Consider the following 18,046-nt stretch of genomic DNA (forward strand, 5'->3'; position numbering starts at 1 on the left):
GGATCATCAACCAGAAATTGCGTGATGATCCGGTTTCCTTAACGCCCCTCCCCCGCGATTTACCTTATATACCCGTCATACTTCAAGCTGCATGTGTGTTGACTCGAATTATTTTGGGTATAACGGTCAGTTTGCCTTGTGAATATCAGGCCACCTTCTTTTTACTGCGTAACCCCAGTTGAATGCACGATACCACCACCAGCCCGCCGCCAATCAATGACAACATCAATGGCACCTCATCCCAAAATAGCCAGCCCCAGGTAATATTGAAGACAATGCCGATATAGCGCACCACAGACACCACGATCAGGTTATCCGAAGAGAATGCCTGCGTTAAAACCACCTGGCCTAGCAATGAGACAAGAGCAATAGCGATGAGTATGCCGAACTGATACCCGCTCGGCCAAACAACGTTATGCCACATCAGCGGGATAGAGATCAGCGTTGCGATAAACAAAAAATAGAAGACGATTTCATAATTATGATGGCGTTTAGTGAGCTTATTCACCGACAAATAAGCAATAGCCGCAAATACCGCACTCATCACCCCCACCAGAGACGCCAACGTATAGGTGGAAAAATTCCACGGGCGAATCAAGATAATCGCGCCAATAATCACCATCACCAACCAGAAAGCCATGGTGGCATTCACCCGTTCGCGCAACACCAGCAATGACAGCACAATCGAGAAAAACGGTGACATATAGGCCAACATGCTGGCATCTGCCAATGTCAGGTGCGCAATACTGTAAAAATAACAAATCAGATACAGCGCCCCCATCGTACCTCGTAGTACTAACAATGGGCGATCTTCACGGCTGAACGCTATCCCCCTCTGATACATCAGTAACCCAATCAACAAGCAACCAATGCTACTGCGGAAGAACACGATCTCACCGGTAGGAATTTCATCAGCGATGGTTTTGACTAACACATTCATCAGGCTGAAAATCAGGGAGGCAAGAATGGCCAACAACGCGCCTTGGTTCATGTCTGGCTCCGCCATTGTTGTTCGATGATGGCCGCCTGCCTGTCACAATCGTTCACCCATAGAGAGGGATGGCAATGTTCCTCACCGACCCGGTCAATAAACACATTGAGCGCCTGTTGGAATCGCTGTAGCAGCCGCTGTGCTGTGGGCATCACCACATCCAGAGCGCTCGCCAGTAATAACAGCGTTCGCAACTTGCGAACATCCTCCAGCGGTACTCGCGGTAAATGCCACAGAGCATTCGCATCTTGATATACCGTGGCCACTTTAACCGCCGAAAAGTCATAAAATCGGCCTTGTTCATCCGGTGTAGAGTATGGATCCACTAACAGGGCGGTGTAGCGAACAAACAGCGCGTATTGCTGTTCAATAGGGGAAAGTTGCGGAAATTCGTCAATCCAGCGCCGACTGACCATGGTGGCAGGTACCGGATAGTTGTCGTCATTGAGAAAACGCAGTAAGTTGATTTCTTCCACCCCTAGCCGGTTGAGGAGTCTTTTATAGTCATCGGCCAGACCGGCTAAATCCGCAATCACCGCCGGGCAGACCGGTCCTTCTGGCTGGGTTTTATACAGATATTGGCTACGTTGATCCGGATAAAACAGCGCCTGTAACGTGGTATCCGCCAGCGCCAAAGGGGGATGGACATAATTGGTGATGCTAAAACGCTCAGCAGCCAACAAGTTAGAACAAGGTAAGGTGTCAATGTGATGGCGGGCTAATACCGCCGTTAACCAGCTAATCTCTACCGATCCCGCGTTACCCCACTGATTGGCCAGATATATCCGCTGCTTAAACGCTTTGGTATACGCCCGATAAGGCTGTATAGCGCTAATATTTTGGATATCAGCGCTAATATATTTAGTATCAGCATAATAACTGGACAGGCTGATGACCTCGACATCGCACTTCCCCGCTACGTTTAACAGATTCTGCACCATCAGGCCGGACCCTATTGAAGAGGATAGCAAAATCACCGATTTTAAGTGTGGCAACTCTGCCCATGGTATCTGTTGTAGGACGGTATAATAGTGGTCGGCGGGCACTGCCAAAATCAAGCGCTGCCAATCACCAACCACCTCCGCCAATTGATCGATATAGCAATCAATCGTGACGCGGTTCTCTTTCTGGGTTGCTTGTGCCTTGCCGGTACCCTGTAGATAAAGGGTTGGTGTAAGTGCCAGATACTGCTTTAATCGCTCGCCCTTGGTACTGGGCCGATTATATAGCCCCAGCCGAGCATCGCCTGTAGCTTTGATATCCACCGAAAGTTGGATAGCCGCAGGCCCGGCCCCCAGAATTAAGGTCGGCAGGGTGTTATTCATGGTGATTAGGTTCCAAAATGATAAGGTCATAAAGCCCAGTGGTCACCGGTTTACTGGCGGTGCGCCAATGTGAGCAGTTCGCCTCATGGCAATAAGGGCAGTTGAAAATAGACTTCAGCCCATTGCCATAGCGCATCACTAATTTGCAGGATCGGGTCACATAAGGAACCAATTGTGCTAACAGCGCCTGTTTATCCGCCACCAATGAAGCAACGATAATGTGGTCAACGGGACGGTCCGTTAACTCTTTCAGGTTATCAATAAATTGCACCTGTTTTTCCAGACCGAGGGATTGAACGAGCTGGCGAGCTAACTGCTGTGCGGCGGGATCGTGATCGTAGCAAAAGACGGTTGCACCGAGCTTGGCAACCAGTACCAGCGCCGTGGTCGGCAAGGCACCGCTGCCCACCAACAACACCTTCTCACCCATCTGCATACCGGCAAGTCCGATCTCTTGTTGCAGCGATTGGTTAAAACTTGTCAGGTAGTCGTCAGTATTGGAGGATGGCCCACACAGAGCGCATACCTGATGTTTTTCATAGTCACACAATGCCGCATTGGCGACCTGTCGTAGTTGGGAAATTTGTTTTACCACCGCATCATCGTGCTCCAACTGCAACCGGTAATCTTGCAGTTGCGGCTCGTCATTGAAGGACTGCAAGCGACTAAAACGGCGCTCTAACAGCACAAAATGAGACTGATCCTGCTGGGCATTATCGTGTAGCTGGCTGATTTCTTGTTGCAGCCCCGCGAGTTGGGCCAGCACATCGGCTTTCATCAACGCATACATATTTTCTCTCCATGAGTAGGTAAGAACTGAGTGGGTAATAAGTAGTGATAGCCCAAAGGGCTTGTTCCACTTTCAATACCTACACCAAATACGGTGGACATCATGGGATCCGCGATCACCTGATGGGCTGCGCCATGACAGGCAATATTTCCACGGTGGAGCAACGTGAGTGTTTGGCAAAAGCGCAGCGCCAAGCCCAGATCGTGGATCACCATTAATGTGGTGCATTGGTGGCGTTTGCTGTAATCGACGATTTTTTGCAGCACACGCAATTGGTGGTGAATATCCAGAGCGCTGGTCGGCTCATCCAGCAAAATGATCTGCGGCTGAGCGATGAAAGCCTGTGCGAGCATCACCAACTGGCGCTGTCCGCCACTTAGCCTGTTGAAGGTTTGGTTTGCCAGAGAGGAAATGCCGCACTCTGCCAATACCAGCTCGACCGCATCAGTTTGCGCGGGGCTGACACGCCAGCTCAATTGGCGAACTTTACCCAGTAAAACCATTTCAAAAACAGTCAGTGCAGAATCACTACGGTTGAGTTGTGACACATAGGCGATGCGTGTGACGCGCGTATTAAGTGGACACTGCTGATATTCGATCTGCCCGGTAATGGGTACCATGTGGTTAATGGCTTTGAGTAACGTGGATTTACCCGCTCCATTGGGGCCAATAATGCCGCTCACCTGTGCCGCAGGCCACGTCAGAGAAATATCGGTGAGCAGTGGGCGTTTGTGAAGCGTGACGCCGACTTGCTTTAACGTCAGTTGCGTCATGCCCGTTTCACCTGTTTAGTCACAAAATAGAACAATACCGGGACACCGATCAGCGCAATGATAATGCCTATCGGCACGACACCATTTGGCAGCACGAGTTTGGAAATAATGGAGGCCAGAACCAATAGCAGGCTGCCACAAAGCGCCGAAATACCGATCAGGTAACGTTGATCTTCTCCAACCAACATGCGGGCGAAGTGAGGAGCGACCAAACCGATAAAACCGATAGTGCCGACGAAAGACACAGAGGCGGCGGTCAGCAAGGTTGCCAGTAGAAAAGCTAACTTGCGTAAGGCGCTAACATTAATCCCCAAACCTAGCGCTTGCTCTTCCCCTGCTGAAAGTGCAGTCAATCGCCAAGCCTGCTGCAAACAGATGACTAACGAACAAGCCAGCACGCTGCCTGTAATTAACACCCCCTGCATATTGGCTTTAAGCAGGCTACCAAACAGCCAAAATACAATTTGTTGCATCGCTTCTGGTGAGGCCAAAAATAGCATGAGTGATTGCAACGACTGAAAAAAGAACAACACCACAATGCCGCTCAACACCAAAATTTGCGGTGTCATCCCCTGCCGTTGGCCCATAAAGTAAATGGGCAGACAGGCCAGTAATGCCATCAGAGAAGCCAATAACGGGGTGCCTAACGCTAATACTCCCCCCACGCTGAAGCCAGTGAGGATCGATAATGCGGCACCAAACCCTGCTGCCGCTGAAATACCCAAGGTATAAGGGCTGGCTAACGGATTCGCCAATACGGTTTGCATCAACAAGCCAGCCAAACCCAAACTCGCTCCCACCACCACGGCGGTTAACGTCATCGGCAAACGAATGGACCAAAAAATGATCTGGTGTAATTCATCATGCTGCGAAGAATCCACCAAGAACAGTCGCAACACATCAAATGGGCTAAGGTTGGCCGCGCCAGTAGCCAAATCGACAACCATTGTGGCCAGTAGTGAGCTGATCAATGCCAGTGTGAGTAACCAGCGTCGTAGATGGAGTTCCTGAAAAAATTGCCGTCCCTGGGTGGTGGGTTCTGAAAAGGTTGCCATTATTCTCCCTGCCATTGCTGCATAAATACGCCATCTGCTTTGATGGGCAGATACTCGTCATAAAACATTTCGAGATTACGTTGCGGGTTCACATCTTCAAATACAGAAGGAAAAAGCGCCTTGGCGACAAATTGCACGAAAATGTAGTCGTACAACGTACGGACGCCACCATGGTAGAGCGCGTAAAAACGTGTTTGTTTAATCGCAGGCAACTGTGACCAGCCGGGGCGCTGAGCATATTGGGTCATGCTTTTCTGGATGATCTCAGGCTTGGCACCAAAACCCATCGACACCGCGTTCGGCATTTTCGGCCAGTCTCCACCCGCCAAAAAAATCACCTCGGGTTTCTGAGATAACACATACTCTGCGCGCAATGGAGAAGGCGTGGTGACCACGCCTGTAGCGATATTATTGGCACCGGCCTGTTGAAGTAAGGGGCCCCAAATAGATGTCCCATAGCTGCTGCTGTATTCACCCGGCCCTTTATCACCGAGTTCAATATAGGTTTTCGGCGAAGGCAAATTCGCTTGGGTAATTCGTCTGCGAATATCTGCAAAGCCTTGTTGATAGGCGATAGCCAAGCGTTCAGCCCGTTCGCCGTGACCTAATGCTTGCCCCATCACCCGAATACTGGTGAGCTTCGCGTCCTCTCCCTGATTAAAATCAACCACGACATAGGGAATAGAGAGTTGCTGTAATACCGGCAAATAGTTGGCGAAGCCTTCGAGCTGCCATTTTGCCAGAATCAGCAAATCTGGTCGGGTCGCCAACAGGCGCTCAAAGTCAAAACTTTGGTTATACAAAGAGCCAACATCCACCAGTTGGCTTAAACGCCGTAGGGCTGCCTGATAGCGTGGCCATTGGCTGGCCCGTAGGCTCCAATCACTTTTAGAGAAGGCCACGACATGTTGATAACTGTCTGGCCCATTGATCGCCAAAAAATCCTCATAATAAAAACCGATATAAACACGCTGTGCTGGCGCAGCCAGTGTGACCTCTCGACCATCAACATCCTTGAGATGGATCTCAGCCAGCGCACTGCTGCTGATACCCCACCAAAGGCATAAACTCCAAAAAATACGTAACAACATAAAGGACATTCTCGTCAATGTGCGTGTTATGTTATAATGTATCAATTAAATGTTGCGCTCAAGAAAAAGATTGAGGTTGATGGCAAAGCTCAGTGAGTGAAGGGTTGACCGCACTTAGGCGCGCGCTGGTGACTTACACCACTTACGACCCCAAAGGCACATTTCCCCTCCATTTGACTTTATCAGCAGCTTGGATTCTCATTGAGTCTAATGAGAGGTGCTGATACAAGGGGTTTGAGGGCCAATGGAACGAAAACGTACTATAAGGGCTTCCCCGAACAGTCAACGCCGGTTTGATTTTTTCTGTCTGACGCTCAATGAAGCAAAGGGATAAGACTGCGGTACTATAAACGGTCATGATGAATCGTCATCGATTCGGACCCTGATGAAAGACGCTCGTGAGGTTCTCGTTCGCTAAGCGGATGCAGATATCCAGTAGGTTTTGCAGATATTCCTCTCGGGGTCAAACCCGTTAACATCAACGCGTGCAGCCAGAAAAAGTGTTGGCCTTCAGATAATGAGTTTCAGCTATTGGGTGATGAGTACAGCTTAAAGTCATCACCATAATTCAATGATGCCCAGCATAGTCGGGTGTTTTTTGCAGCAATAGCGACGGCTGCACGCCAGTAACCCCGGCGATTGATCAGTGAACATACCCACCGACTGAAGGGATCCTGTTTATGCTCCACGCCAATCATTACAGAGCGAGCGCCCTGAACCAGTAAAGTACGCAAATAAGCGTCACCCGCTTTTGTTATTTTCCCCAGCCGGGCCTTTCCTCCACTGCTGTACTGTGATGGCGTCAGACCCAGCCAGGCAAATTTTTGTGGTGTTCTCTGGCTAATCTCCGCAGCTGTTCTGTACTCTGCGGGGCAATCAGGCCAAATTCAGATACCAGGCCACGAAGCCGGTTACCGGTTATATGATGCGGTGCGTTCCTCAATAAAACCCTGGCGGGTACGATGCAGGCATTGCATGGACTGCTGTTCTTCATCTTTTACCGGCACAAAACGCATGTGGGGCCGTCGGGCGGCTTCGCAAATTGCCAGCGCATCAGTTGCGTCATTTTTACCGGTTTTACCTGCCAGCCGGTATGGCGAAACGAATTTCGGGGCCATCAATGTAACGTCGTGACCATACTGCTTGAAAAGCCTTGCCCAGTAATGATCGCCTAAACAGGCTTCCATCCCAATAACGCAAGGTGGCAGGCTGGCAATGAGTTCGGGCAGTGCAGCCAGGGCTACTTTGGGTTTAACGAGAACAGCATTGCCATTTTTATCAACACCATGAACGGCAAAAACATTTTTAGCGAGGTCGATCCCAACAGTTACAACGGCCATGGTTATTCCCCTGTAATATTTTGGTACTCCCCATAATGTCACGGAAGATGGTTACAGTAACCACATCGAGGGGAAGTCCCTTTCATTCGCTAAGAATGATAATTCATTGTTTTGCTTAAATACTTTCAGTCATCAGTCGGTACTCTTCTGGCGTCAGATTGGCTGGGATGTTTGCGCTAATGCGACAGAACCATCTTTAATAGATAGTTCAGCCATTTCTCTATAACCGTATTCATTATTAAAAATAACACACATCGGCTTCCCATTTGCTCTACCTGAAAGTTCCAACAGTGCGTTTGAGTTTTCAAAAAGATATCTATTGATATCACCTTTTGAGCATTTTTCAAAACCACTTGAAAAATCAACATACATAGCTAAAGCAGAAGAGTTATAATTATTTTTTGGCAAAAACAAAATCTCACTTAAATTTGGATTGTAAGTAATAGAACTATTTATATGTGCCAGGTCTGCCAATCTTCCCTTTTCAATGTGTTTTTTAACGGCATCAAGATCATCCTGCCCTCGTTCTCTTTTTAAAAATTCACCTTCACTGCTAATCTTAAAATGTTTATCTCTAAACAGGACATTCTCTGTAATACCTTTAGTATATGCCTTGTTTGAAATATTATGAACTTCCCTATGAGAGTGGTTTATTGTATTATGCATGCTTGGAAACGCGTTTTGGATATCAATTGACTCAGGATTAATAATACACCCAAAGGATAATTTGCTTAGCTTCATGGAGCTAATATGTTGGTTGCCAACATCTATCATTTCTTGCAACTCTTCAATCTCATATTTGTCTGTACATGTATTCAACTGCTCTGAAAGATCAGCAACATATGCTTTTATGTTGTGATTGTTTCTTGGAGAAAGGTCTGTTCCGAACAATTTGTCGTTACACGAAGGGAAAATAACTGAACCAGAAAAGTTCTGGCACCCTTTTTCATCCCCTGAAAATAATCGACTTCTCCGTTCAAGATTATCATTTTCAATGTGCTCAAAATTAAAATCAAATACATCAATCTTTCCTGTGAAAGATACAACAAGAATCGGCTTGTTATGCAAGTTAAAATCATTTACAACCAAGCCAACATCACCGATTTGGTTTGCAGAAGCTTCAGAAGTCTGCTCAATTTTTCTAAATATAAATGCAGGACTATGATCATTAACCTTCATTATTTATCTCATCCTAAATTAAATTTTTTCAAAAAACACACCTACCAAGAAAATAAAACCGAGTGAGCACGTAGGTATCATCTACATCTAAGAAAATCCTGCAATAATATACTCACATCTTACAAAAACTCTTTCTGTTTTCAACTGAGGTAAAATACTGAATTTGGCCACCTGGCTCGCTGTGATTAGCTGATTCAGCTACTAAATGTAGCTTCGCACGCATCTTTTGGAAAAGTTTCATCTGATATTTAAAACCCTTTTTATCAAGATGTTAATCTGTAAATTAAGATCTAATTAAGCTACCTTTCCATCTTCCAGAATTTTATAAACCGTGGAGTGGGCGATCTGCTACGGGCAGCGCGGTGAGATCAGAAAGCGCTATCGAGAAGGGCAGGAAGATCAACTGAGTGCACTGGGCCTGGTCACTAACGCAGTGGTTCTGTGGAACACGCTTTATATGCAGGAAGCAGTGGGCTGGATGCGCAGTAATGGAGAAGAAACCGGGGAAGAGGATATCGCCCGGTTATCCCCACTGATGCGCGGGCATATCAATATGCTGGGACATTATACGTTCACGCTACCGGAGGATATTATGAAGGGAGAAATGAGGATGTTAAATTTCAATTTAAACAATGAATTATCTCCTTAACGTACGTTTTCGTTCCATTGGCCCTCAAACCACTACACCACGAGTCTCCATGGGGAAGTGGGCTTCAGATTTATTGATTAACGCTCAAAAATCACTTGCCGTCTTTATTTCTGGCATTGATAAATGGAACACTGCTATTTGGGAGCATCGTCTGTGGTAACTCTCCGTTCCATTTTTCTGCGGTAATTAACTCGACCAACAATGGATTTTGTTTTAAGGCATCAGCTCTTAATTTTATAGCTTCAGCCTCTGCTGCGCCCATTAATCTGATAGTCTCAGCTTCTGCCGCACCCATTAATTTTATTTTTTCAGCGCCAATTTTTGCAATACTTAATTGAGACTCGGATTGACCTCTTGCTTGTTCAATGGCGATATCAGCATTAATTTTTTCTGTCTCTAACATTTTTCGCGTTTTTTCGACGTTAACTTCAGCCTTCATTCGCTCTTCTATGCTGGCTTCATACCCTTCGGTAAAATCAATATTCTCGATATTAACGGAATTAATAATGAGAGGTTCGTCTTTAAGCACCAGTCTTAACTCTTCGGTGACTCGTCTAACAAAATCTTCTCTGTTCTGCACAGCAGATACTGCGGTGTATTGGCCAAATACATTTTCTACTTGTGTTGGAACATGTCGGCTTACCAGACGCTCCGCCATATTTTGAATCGAGCCATATTTTACAAAGAGATCTTCAACGCTAGCAGGCGGGACCTGAAACCCAATAGACACAACCATTTGGGCAGGTTGTTGATCTTTACTGTACGCTTTTAGTCTGTCGTATTTAATTGAACGATTAGAAATAGATATCGTTTCAACTTCTGTAATTATTGGTATTTTAAAGCCAAGGCCCGGTTCAGCCACAGCGACCACTTTTCCCCATTTAGTAATGATGCCCCTGTCACTTTCATTAATTGTGTACCAACTTCCCAGTAAGCAAATAACCGCGATTAATGTTAATATCGCCAGAAAGCCACACACAGTAACAAATCTCATGGACATTTCTTTCTTCATTCTCATATTAATACACCCTGTTTTTAATAAAAAAACTTATATCTAAGAAATAAAAACCTCAAATAGAAAAATATTGTTATTTCTCTTTTTATTCTATATGTAAACGTGTTTTATTTGGTTGTCACTCTAAATACAACCAATGCGTTTAATTTAAGTAACTTATATTCTATTTTTAATGAAACACTCCCTAGCGGGATAATAACAAATCACTCCCTATCTTTATTTTTTAATACCAACCTTTTGCTCAGCCTCATTATACCGTCATCAAAATAATTTTATACAAGATATGTCCTATTTTATTATTTAAACTCACCAATAATATAATTTTATAATGAAAATCTCATCATTTAACAAATGATCATAAAATTATCACCATGGTAATACCAGAAACGATCAAAACAATAACGCTAATCTTCATTGAGACAATGTTAACCACGAGCATCGTATTAACCCCATGATTTAGGCACTCATCTTCATTGAGCCAAACCATATTGGCGATGGGGAATGGAACCATCTGGTGGCAGAAATGCGGGCATAAGCCCATATAGACAGAATGGGTTATCTCCAGACATGCTAACAACCCATACTCAGTTTCCGCACTTTCACTCATTTCTCTGGATAATATATTTTAAATTTTTAATCACATTACTTGCATATAAATTCATAAAATGGCAATGTGAATCTCATCAGATGGGGGCTGTTTTTGCGAAAGAAACAAACCAGATACAATAAAATCAATAACTAATAACATATTCTATTAAAAAATTCAGACAGGAGTTTAAGCATGAAAAAGTTACTATTGGCAACCTTATTAAGTGGCATGGTTTTCAGCGCTACCGCCGCAGAGACCATCCGTTTTGCAGCCTCAGCCACCTACCCGCCATTTGAATCTATGGATGCCAATAACGAAATCGTTGGCTTTGATATGGATCTGGCAAAAGCACTGTGTAAACAAATGGAAGCTAACTGTACTTTCACTAACCAAGCTTTTGATAGCCTGATCCCAGCGCTTAAATTCAAGCGTTATGATGCCGTTATCTCTGGTATGGATATCACGCCAGAACGCAGTAAGCAGGTGGCATTCACTCAGCCTTATTACGCTAATTCCGCGATTGTTATCGCCCCGAAAGGTAAATTCAGCACTTTTGCTGACCTGAAAGGCAAAAAGATTGGGATGGAGAATGGCACTACCCATCAGAAATATTTACAGGATAAACATCCTGAAATTCAGACCGTGTCTTATGACAGCTACCAGAATGCCATCATTGATCTGAAAAATGGCCGTATTGATGGTGTATTTGGTGATACTGCGGTAGTGAATGAATGGCTGAAAAGCAATCCTAATTTAGCCTCTGTCGGTGAACATGTGACCGACCCACAATATTTCGGCACCGGTTTAGGTATTGCTGTGCGCCCGGATAACATCGCCCTACTGACAAAATTGAATGAAGCCATTGATGCGGTGAAAGCTGATGGTACTTATCAAGCGATCAATGATAAGTGGTTCCCTCAATAATCCCCTTCATATTTGACGTTGCAGGGGATGCGCTTGTTAGCTGCCTACCTGCAACGTCAGTGACTTTAGCTCTTTAACTCTTTGACTTTGGTTCACTGCATACTCACTTAAACCACATCTAGCGACGCAGAGCCAGTAATGTGAGTACTTCGTAGTGGCTGGTATGCGGGAACATATCAAACAGTTGTACCCGTTTAATGTGGTAACCCGCAAGCAAACTGATATCTTTCGCCATCGTCTCTGCATTACAACTTGAATAGAGAATAAATTCAGGTGCCATCTGGCTCAGGTAATCACATAACTCGTGGCCAATCCCCCGCCGTGGTGGATTCACCAAGACCAGTTCAGGTATTTGGGCTTCAGCGGTAGCAAAGCGGGTAGAATCCAGTGCAGCGAAACTGACATTTTTTAGCCCTAACTGCTCAGCCGACTGGCGGGCACAGGCGATAGCTTCAGCACTGATTTCAATGCCTGTTAATTGAGTCTCTGGCCCCGCACAATGTAAACCAAAGCCGCCCACACCACAGAACAGATCCCACATACTGTGAACCTCATGCTCCTGCACCCACTGCCGTGCTGTTGCATACAACGAAGCCGCCACCTGTGGATTGGTCTGGAAAAAACTTTGTGGGCGGATATACAACGGCACCTGATTAAACCGCTCAGGCAGGGCCTGTTGTTCGGTCAGCGGGATCTCCCGCTCCCCTTCCAGAATCGCCATATGCACTGGCTGAATATTGGCTGAAATCACCGCCAACTGCGGCAACTGTTGTTGCAGCCACGGTAACGCGGCAGTTAACTGCGCTAACTTGGTTTCAGAACGCAGCACAAAGCGCAGCATCAATTCACCGTTGTAGGTACTTTCTGTGAGTAACAGGAATTTAAGTTCGCCACGCTTGCGCGCAACGTTATAAGGAGTCAAACCCGCCCTGGCAATAAAGGTTTTCAGTACCGCAAATACCGGTTCGAAGGTGGCCGGATAAAGTGGACATGCGCATAAATCAACCGGTGTACCGTCACGATGCAGCATACCGAGTAACGGGCGTTCCACACTGCCGCTGACGACCATTTTCGCCTTGTTGCGAAAGGCACTTTCGCGCCCAAAAACCGGTGCTAGCCACTGGGTGACCGCATGACCAGCCAACAGGCTTTCCAGATGATGTTGTTTATCAGCGAGTTGTTGTGGATAGGGTTTATCCAGCCACTGACAAGAACGGCAGCGACCCGCCGTATACTGTGCGCAATGCATTAATATTGACCGTTATACTCTGAGACAGTAGATAATGTGCAGCCGAAGCTGTCGATGGGCGCGAATTGTAGCACTCTATGGCGTTAAACACTCATTTTTGACTGGTGGAAATAGCGGTGCCAGGGGAAAAATAACAACCCGAGAATCACCACATCGGGGATTTTTTGCAAAAGCAAACTGTGCAAAATTTCAGCGCCGCTATCGCCTTCAATACGGAAAATATCTGGCTCCAACCAATTTAGTGAAGCCATAAGCAGGTAAATCATGATGATCAACTGACAAATCAGATAACACCAGCGCGCCCAGTTTCGACGGTGACACACCGCAACACCACACACCATATCCAACAACAGCAAGACAATACTGGCAAAAAAAATCAAGCCGGTGTCCCAACGTTGCAGGCTATCACTGATAACATCGCTAACACCACTGAAGCCCAGTTCAGCCACTAATAACAATACGCCGATGATTCGGGTCGCAATGATAGCCGTTCCCCCAATGACGACAGGGACAGGCGTTGCTGCTGAGGATGAAAAGGACGGTCTCATATTGCTTGGTTACCCCCAGTCTGATGCTCATAATCGGTTTTCCGCAACCTGATGTTATCTCTCACAATAACGCCGCTCTAAAGCGGCGTTAAAGGAGACGAAAGACTAACAGCTTTAGGGAGAATCAGCTACGAGCAGCTTTACGTAATTCGCGTAATCTCTGCTTTTCCGCACGCGACATTATCCACCATGTAAATAAACCGATAACCCCAACCACCAGCAGGATAAGTGTCGCTAACGCATTAATCTCTGGATTCACCCCCATACGCACACTGGAGAATACCAACATCGGTAACGTGGTGGCCCCCGGCCCGGCAACAAAACTGGCAATAACCAGATCATCAAGGGATAAGGTAAAGGCCAGCAACCAACCAGAGATCAGCGCAGGGGCGATCATCGGCACAGTAATAACAAAGAAGACCTTCAGTGGTGTCGCGCCCAGATCCATGGCCGCCTCTTCGATAGAGCGGTCCAATTCGCGCAACCGCGAACTGATGACCACCGTCACATAGGCCGTGCAGAAAGTCACATGGGCCAGCCAGATGGTGAACATGCCACGTTCTGCGGGCCAACCAATGGCATGCCCCATCGCCACAAACAGCAGCAGTAGTGACAAGCCAGTGATGACATCAGGCATAACCAGCGGTGCGGTCAGCATAAAAGCAAAACCGGTTGACCCACGAAAACGCCCAAAGCGCACCATGACCACCGCGGCAATCGTCCCCAACACCACCGCCATAGTGGCAGAGGCGGCGGCAATCGTCAGACTCAGCCCAACGGCAGAGATCATCGCCGAATCATTAAATAGCTGCGTATACCAACGGGTTGACCACCCTGCCCACACCGTCACCAGCTTCGAGCTGTTGAACGAATAAATTACCAGCATCAACATCGGGGCATACAGGAAGGTATAACCGACGGTCAGGATCACCCGACGCCAGACAGAACGCACCTCCGGTAAGTTATTCATACCGCTCCCCCAATATCTTTATTTTGATGTTTGTGGAACCAGAGTATCGGGGCAATCAGCAGCACTAACATCACGGTTGCCACCGCAGAGGCCACCGGCCAGTCGCGATTATTGAAAAACTCCTGCCACAAAATGCGGCCAATCATGATGCTATCCGGCCCACCAAGTAGCTCGGGGATCACAAACTCCCCAACTGCGGGGATAAATACCAACATGGAGCCGGCGACAATACCGCCTTTGGTCAACGGGATAATCACACTGATAAACGTCTTGAACGGCCTGGCCCCGAGATCCAACGCAGCTTCTACCAGCGAGTAATCCAGTCGCGTTAATGCGGTATAAATCGGCAACACCATGAATGGCAGGTAGGAATACACCACGCCGATATAAACCGCTAGATTGGTGTGCAAGATGACTAACGGCTGATCAATAATTCCTGTCCATATTAAGAAATTATTCAAAATACCGTTATTTTTTAGAATACCCATCCAGGCATAAACCCGGATCAGGAATGACGTCCATGACGGCAGGATAACCAACAGCAATAAGATGTTGCGGGTCGATGATTTACTATGAGCAATCGCCCAAGCCAATGGGTAGCCAATAAGCAGGCAGCACAGCGTTGATACTGCCGCCACTTGCAACGATTGCAAATAGGCATCGATATACAACGGATCATCCAGTAGTAGCAGGTAATTACCCAGATTTAGCGAGATATCCAGCTTACCGTCCAGCCAGGTGGTGAGATCGGTATAAGGTGGAACCGCCCGCGCCATTTCCGCCAAGCTGATTTTAAACACGATCAGGAATGGCAGCATAAATAACAGGAATAGCCATAAATATGGCATGGCGATGACCAGTTTACGGCCATGCGCCATTTGGAAACGTTGTATCCGCGCCTTAACCGGCCCAACTGAGTGGATCGGGGGTTCTGCGGCCCCACTCGTGGATTCTGGTATCACAATATTGGCTCCCCAAACTATTAATTAGCTTCCCAAAACCACGCAACTGTCAGCATCCCAACAGAGTTGCACTTCATCACCCCAGGTTGGCATACCTTTACGGTAGCGATGACCATTCTGTAACTGCGCACTCAGCATCTGCCCACTGTGCAATTTCACGTGATAAATGGATAAATCGCCCAGATAAGCAATGTGAACCACTTCACCTACGGCAAAGTTACAGCCATCTTCTGGCACCTGATCACATAACATCACTTTTTCCGGACGCAGGGCGACCAACACGGGCACTCCGTCAACAACTGAGGCATCGGAATCCACTTTTAGTGGATGGCGTAGGCCAGGGCTATCAATCACCAGCGCGTCATCTAAACGTTCTTTTAGTACTCCTTCGAACACATTCACTGAGCCGATAAACTCAGCGCTGAATCTGCTGTTCGGATGCTCATAAATCTCTTCTGGCTCACCAATCTGCACAAACTTGCCCCGGTTCATAATGGCAATGCGCCCGGCCATAGTCATCGCTTCTTCTTGGTCATGGGTGACCATCACACAGGTTGCGCCCACCCGCTCCAAAATATCCAACACTTCCAGTTGCATACGGTCACGTAGCTTTTTATCCAGCGCCCCCATTGGCTCATCCAAAAGCAGCAGTTTTGGCCGTTTAGCCAGGCTGCGTGCCAATGCCACACGCTGGCGCTGACCACCGGATAATTGATGCGGTTTACGTTTAGCAAACTCTTGCATATGGACCAGTGTCAGCATCTCTGCAACCCGGTTTTTAATTTCATCAGACGGCAGCTTATCCTGCTTCAAGCCGAAAGCGATGTTTTGCTCCACGGTCATGTGCGGGAATAGTGCGTAAGACTGGAACATCATATTGATAGGGCGTCGATACGGAGGAACATGGGATAAATCCTGCCCATCAAGGACTATCTGGCCTTGCGTTGGCTGTTCAAAACCGGCCAGCATCCGTAACAGAGTCGATTTACCACAACCTGAAGCCCCCAAAAGTGCAAAAATCTCACCTTTATAAATGGTCAGATTGACATCATCCACGGCCACCTGACCGTCGAATGACTTGGTTAAGTTGCGGATTTCCAGCAAAGGGGTAAACACCTTCTGGGATTTTGGCTGTGGGCGGGGAATAACATCATTCACTCAGCGTGCTCTCCGTAAAAGCAGAACAGGCCACATTTAACATGCGGCGCAATAAAAGACAGGAACAGGAAGATAAACTCCCTGCCCCTACCAGGATCAATTTCATTTTTACCGTCAATGAATGAACAGTAAAGTACGTTAGCCGCCCCCTATTCATTCATCATAACGGCTTATTTACCGCTTTTAACTTTTGTCCAAGCCCGAGTGATGACCCGGTCAATTTTCGGATCCTGCACTTTTAGTGTAAACATTTTGGCACGTATATCCGCTGGGGGGTAAATCCCTGGGTTATCACGTACTTCGGCATTCACCAACGGTGTAGCCGCTTGATTGGCGTTCGCGTAGAACACGTGGTTACTGATATTCGCAATCACATCAGGACGCATCAGGTAATTAAGGAACTGGTAAGCTTCATCCTGATTCTTAGCGTCAGCAGGCATCGCAAACACATCAAAGAACGCTAATGCGCCTTCCTTTGGGATACTGTAGGCCACATTCACCCCATTCTTCGCTTCTTTGGCACGATTAGAGGCTTGCATGATATCGCCGGCCCAACCAACAGCGACACAGATATCCCCGTTCGCCAGATCATTAATATATTGTGAGGAGTGGAAATAACGGATATTCGGCCGCAACTTCAGCAATAAATCCGTCGCGGGGCCAGTGTAATCCGCAGTGAGTGTACTGTTCGAATCTTTACCTAAATAGTTGAGTACCGTTGCAAAAATTTCGCTCGGCGCATCCAGGAAGGAGACACCACAACTTTTCAGCTTCTCAAGATTTTCGGGCTTCAGCACCAAGTCCCAGCTATCGACTGGCGCATCTTTTCCTAGCACTGCCTTCACTTTCTCGACGTTATAGCCAATACCGGTCGTGGCCCAGAGATAAGGAATGGCATATTTATTATCGGGATCGTGCTTACTGACCAGCGCCAATAACTCAGGGTCGAGATTTTTCTCATTCGGTAATTTGTTTTTATCCAGTGGCTTAAAGACACCGGCTGACAATTGACGCTCAAGGAAACTGGCTGATGGCACCACCAAATCAAACCCTGTGCTCCCCGCCATTAATTTCCCTTCCAACACCTCATTAGAGTCAAACACATCATAAACAACCTTAATGCCGGTTTCCTTTTGGAAATTAGCCAGCGTATCTGGGGCGATATAATCGGACCAGTTGTAAATGTGCAATATCTTCTCTTCGGCAGATGCTGAGACGGACGCAGCCATCAACAGACCGGCAGCAACACCCGATAACCATTTTTTACGTTGGGTGAACATCCGTTAACTCCTCCAAAACAGGGGGTAAAATAGTGCGTTAAATTTGTATCTGGTGAGATACAACGCCGTTGCCTTCCGAGCATCGTAATCACCCAATACCGATGTATGGCTATGCACTGTAAGTGACTATTTACCTGGTAAGAGTAATCTCTGACTTC

At 46.9% G+C, this 18,046-nt stretch carries 15 protein-coding genes and 2 pseudogenes; 2 read left to right on the top strand and 15 right to left on the bottom strand.

Translation table 11 applies throughout. The features are described from left to right. Window positions 1-145 precede the first annotated feature (145 nt). From AC971_RS00470 to AC971_RS00510, 8 genes and pseudogenes are all read right to left on the bottom strand, one after another. Window positions 146-991, bottom strand: coding sequence for a DMT family transporter (locus AC971_RS00470; protein WP_025383275.1), 846 nt, complete (start codon window positions 989-991; stop codon window positions 146-148). Further along, on the bottom strand, window positions 988-2,316 hold the full coding sequence (locus AC971_RS00475; protein ID WP_025383274.1) for an opine metallophore biosynthesis dehydrogenase: 1,329 nt from the start codon (window positions 2,314-2,316) through the stop codon (window positions 988-990). The genes AC971_RS00470 and AC971_RS00475 overlap by 4 nt, the downstream gene beginning before the upstream one ends. Further along, window positions 2,309-3,106, bottom strand: a complete 798-nt coding sequence (locus tag AC971_RS00480; protein ID WP_025383273.1) for a nicotianamine synthase family protein — start codon at window positions 3,104-3,106, stop codon at window positions 2,309-2,311. Before AC971_RS00480 ends, AC971_RS00475 begins: the two co-directional genes overlap by 8 nt. Beyond that, window positions 3,094-3,879 carry an ABC transporter ATP-binding protein gene (locus AC971_RS00485; RefSeq protein WP_025383272.1) on the bottom strand — a complete coding sequence of 262 codons (786 nt, stop codon included), beginning with the start codon at window positions 3,877-3,879 and terminating at the stop codon, window positions 3,094-3,096. The genes AC971_RS00480 and AC971_RS00485 overlap by 13 nt, the downstream gene beginning before the upstream one ends. After that, window positions 3,876-4,949: a FecCD family ABC transporter permease gene (locus AC971_RS00490; RefSeq protein WP_309598767.1), complete on the bottom strand. Its 1,074-nt coding sequence runs from the start codon at window positions 4,947-4,949 to the stop codon at window positions 3,876-3,878. Before AC971_RS00490 ends, AC971_RS00485 begins: the two co-directional genes overlap by 4 nt. Beyond that, a complete protein-coding gene (locus tag AC971_RS00495) occupies window positions 4,934-6,025 on the bottom strand; it encodes an ABC transporter substrate-binding protein (protein ID WP_025383270.1) in 1,092 nt (363 codons plus the stop codon). Before AC971_RS00495 ends, AC971_RS00490 begins: the two co-directional genes overlap by 16 nt. Before the next feature lie 524 nt (window positions 6,026-6,549). Next, window positions 6,550-7,365, bottom strand: a pseudogene (locus AC971_RS21590) (IS110 family RNA-guided transposase). A gap of 153 nt (window positions 7,366-7,518) precedes the next feature. After that, window positions 7,519-8,544: a hypothetical protein gene (locus tag AC971_RS00510; protein WP_025383269.1), complete on the bottom strand. Its 1,026-nt coding sequence runs from the start codon at window positions 8,542-8,544 to the stop codon at window positions 7,519-7,521. Window positions 8,545-8,884: 340 nt separating this feature from the next. Between AC971_RS00510 and AC971_RS00515 the strand changes: the two are divergent. Next, window positions 8,885-9,193, top strand: a pseudogene (locus AC971_RS00515) (Tn3 family transposase); the annotation flags it as partial. Between the two features lie 91 nt (window positions 9,194-9,284). Here the strand turns inward: AC971_RS00515 and AC971_RS00520 are convergent. Then, window positions 9,285-10,211 (bottom strand): prohibitin family protein, encoded by a 927-nt coding sequence (locus tag AC971_RS00520; RefSeq protein WP_038402180.1) that lies wholly within the window; start codon window positions 10,209-10,211, stop codon window positions 9,285-9,287. Window positions 10,212-10,989: 778 nt separating this feature from the next. On the opposite strand from AC971_RS00520, the gene AC971_RS00530 reads away from it, so the two are divergent. Continuing rightward, complete coding sequence (locus AC971_RS00530; protein ID WP_025383266.1) at window positions 10,990-11,721, top strand: arginine ABC transporter substrate-binding protein; 732 nt, start codon at window positions 10,990-10,992, stop codon at window positions 11,719-11,721. A 118-nt stretch (window positions 11,722-11,839) separates the two neighbouring features. Here the strand turns inward: AC971_RS00530 and rlmC are convergent, their stop codons facing one another. From rlmC to potF, 6 genes are all read right to left on the bottom strand, one after another. Further along, window positions 11,840-12,970: a 23S rRNA (uracil(747)-C(5))-methyltransferase RlmC gene (rlmC, locus tag AC971_RS00535; protein WP_025383265.1), complete on the bottom strand. Its 1,131-nt coding sequence runs from the start codon at window positions 12,968-12,970 to the stop codon at window positions 11,840-11,842. Between the two features lie 83 nt (window positions 12,971-13,053). Continuing rightward, window positions 13,054-13,518 carry a YbjO family protein gene (locus tag AC971_RS00540; protein WP_025383264.1) on the bottom strand — a complete coding sequence of 155 codons (465 nt, stop codon included), beginning with the start codon at window positions 13,516-13,518 and terminating at the stop codon, window positions 13,054-13,056. A 124-nt stretch (window positions 13,519-13,642) separates the two neighbouring features. Beyond that, window positions 13,643-14,488, bottom strand: a complete 846-nt coding sequence (potI, locus tag AC971_RS00545; protein WP_025383263.1) for a putrescine ABC transporter permease PotI — start codon at window positions 14,486-14,488, stop codon at window positions 13,643-13,645. Then, window positions 14,485-15,450, bottom strand: coding sequence for a putrescine ABC transporter permease PotH (gene potH, locus AC971_RS00550; protein WP_025383262.1), 966 nt, complete (start codon window positions 15,448-15,450; stop codon window positions 14,485-14,487). The genes potI and potH overlap by 4 nt, the downstream gene beginning before the upstream one ends. Window positions 15,451-15,474: 24 nt before the next feature. Continuing rightward, window positions 15,475-16,608: a putrescine ABC transporter ATP-binding subunit PotG gene (gene potG / locus AC971_RS00555; RefSeq protein ID WP_025383261.1), complete on the bottom strand. Its 1,134-nt coding sequence runs from the start codon at window positions 16,606-16,608 to the stop codon at window positions 15,475-15,477. 170 nt (window positions 16,609-16,778) lie between these two features. Then, window positions 16,779-17,888: a spermidine/putrescine ABC transporter substrate-binding protein PotF gene (potF, locus tag AC971_RS00560; protein ID WP_025383260.1), complete on the bottom strand. Its 1,110-nt coding sequence runs from the start codon at window positions 17,886-17,888 to the stop codon at window positions 16,779-16,781. Window positions 17,889-18,046: the final 158 nt, after the last annotated feature.

Origin of the sequence: Yersinia similis (genome assembly GCF_001053095.1) — a bacterium.
Classification (GTDB): Bacteria; Pseudomonadota; Gammaproteobacteria; order Enterobacterales; family Enterobacteriaceae; genus Yersinia; species Yersinia similis.

Coding starts and splice junctions, on each gene's coding strand:
- potI (WP_025383263.1), bottom strand. CDS start 14,488: ATGAATAACTTACCGGAGGTGCGTTCTGTCTGGCGTCGGGTGATCCTG.
- AC971_RS00530 (WP_025383266.1), top strand. CDS start 10,990: ATGAAAAAGTTACTATTGGCAACCTTATTAAGTGGCATGGTTTTCAGC.
- rlmC (WP_025383265.1), bottom strand. CDS start 12,970: ATGCATTGCGCACAGTATACGGCGGGTCGCTGCCGTTCTTGTCAGTGG.
- AC971_RS00490 (WP_309598767.1), bottom strand. CDS start 4,949: ATGGCAGGGAGAATAATGGCAACCTTTTCAGAACCCACCACCCAGGGA.
- AC971_RS00540 (WP_025383264.1), bottom strand. CDS start 13,518: ATGAGACCGTCCTTTTCATCCTCAGCAGCAACGCCTGTCCCTGTCGTC.
- AC971_RS00520 (WP_038402180.1), bottom strand. CDS start 10,211: ATGAGAATGAAGAAAGAAATGTCCATGAGATTTGTTACTGTGTGTGGC.
- AC971_RS00495 (WP_025383270.1), bottom strand. CDS start 6,025: ATGTTGTTACGTATTTTTTGGAGTTTATGCCTTTGGTGGGGTATCAGC.
- AC971_RS00485 (WP_025383272.1), bottom strand. CDS start 3,879: ATGACGCAACTGACGTTAAAGCAAGTCGGCGTCACGCTTCACAAACGC.
- potF (WP_025383260.1), bottom strand. CDS start 17,888: ATGTTCACCCAACGTAAAAAATGGTTATCGGGTGTTGCTGCCGGTCTG.
- AC971_RS00475 (WP_025383274.1), bottom strand. CDS start 2,316: ATGAATAACACCCTGCCGACCTTAATTCTGGGGGCCGGGCCTGCGGCT.
- AC971_RS00470 (WP_025383275.1), bottom strand. CDS start 991: ATGAACCAAGGCGCGTTGTTGGCCATTCTTGCCTCCCTGATTTTCAGC.
- AC971_RS00480 (WP_025383273.1), bottom strand. CDS start 3,106: ATGTATGCGTTGATGAAAGCCGATGTGCTGGCCCAACTCGCGGGGCTG.
- AC971_RS00510 (WP_025383269.1), bottom strand. CDS start 8,544: ATGAAGGTTAATGATCATAGTCCTGCATTTATATTTAGAAAAATTGAG.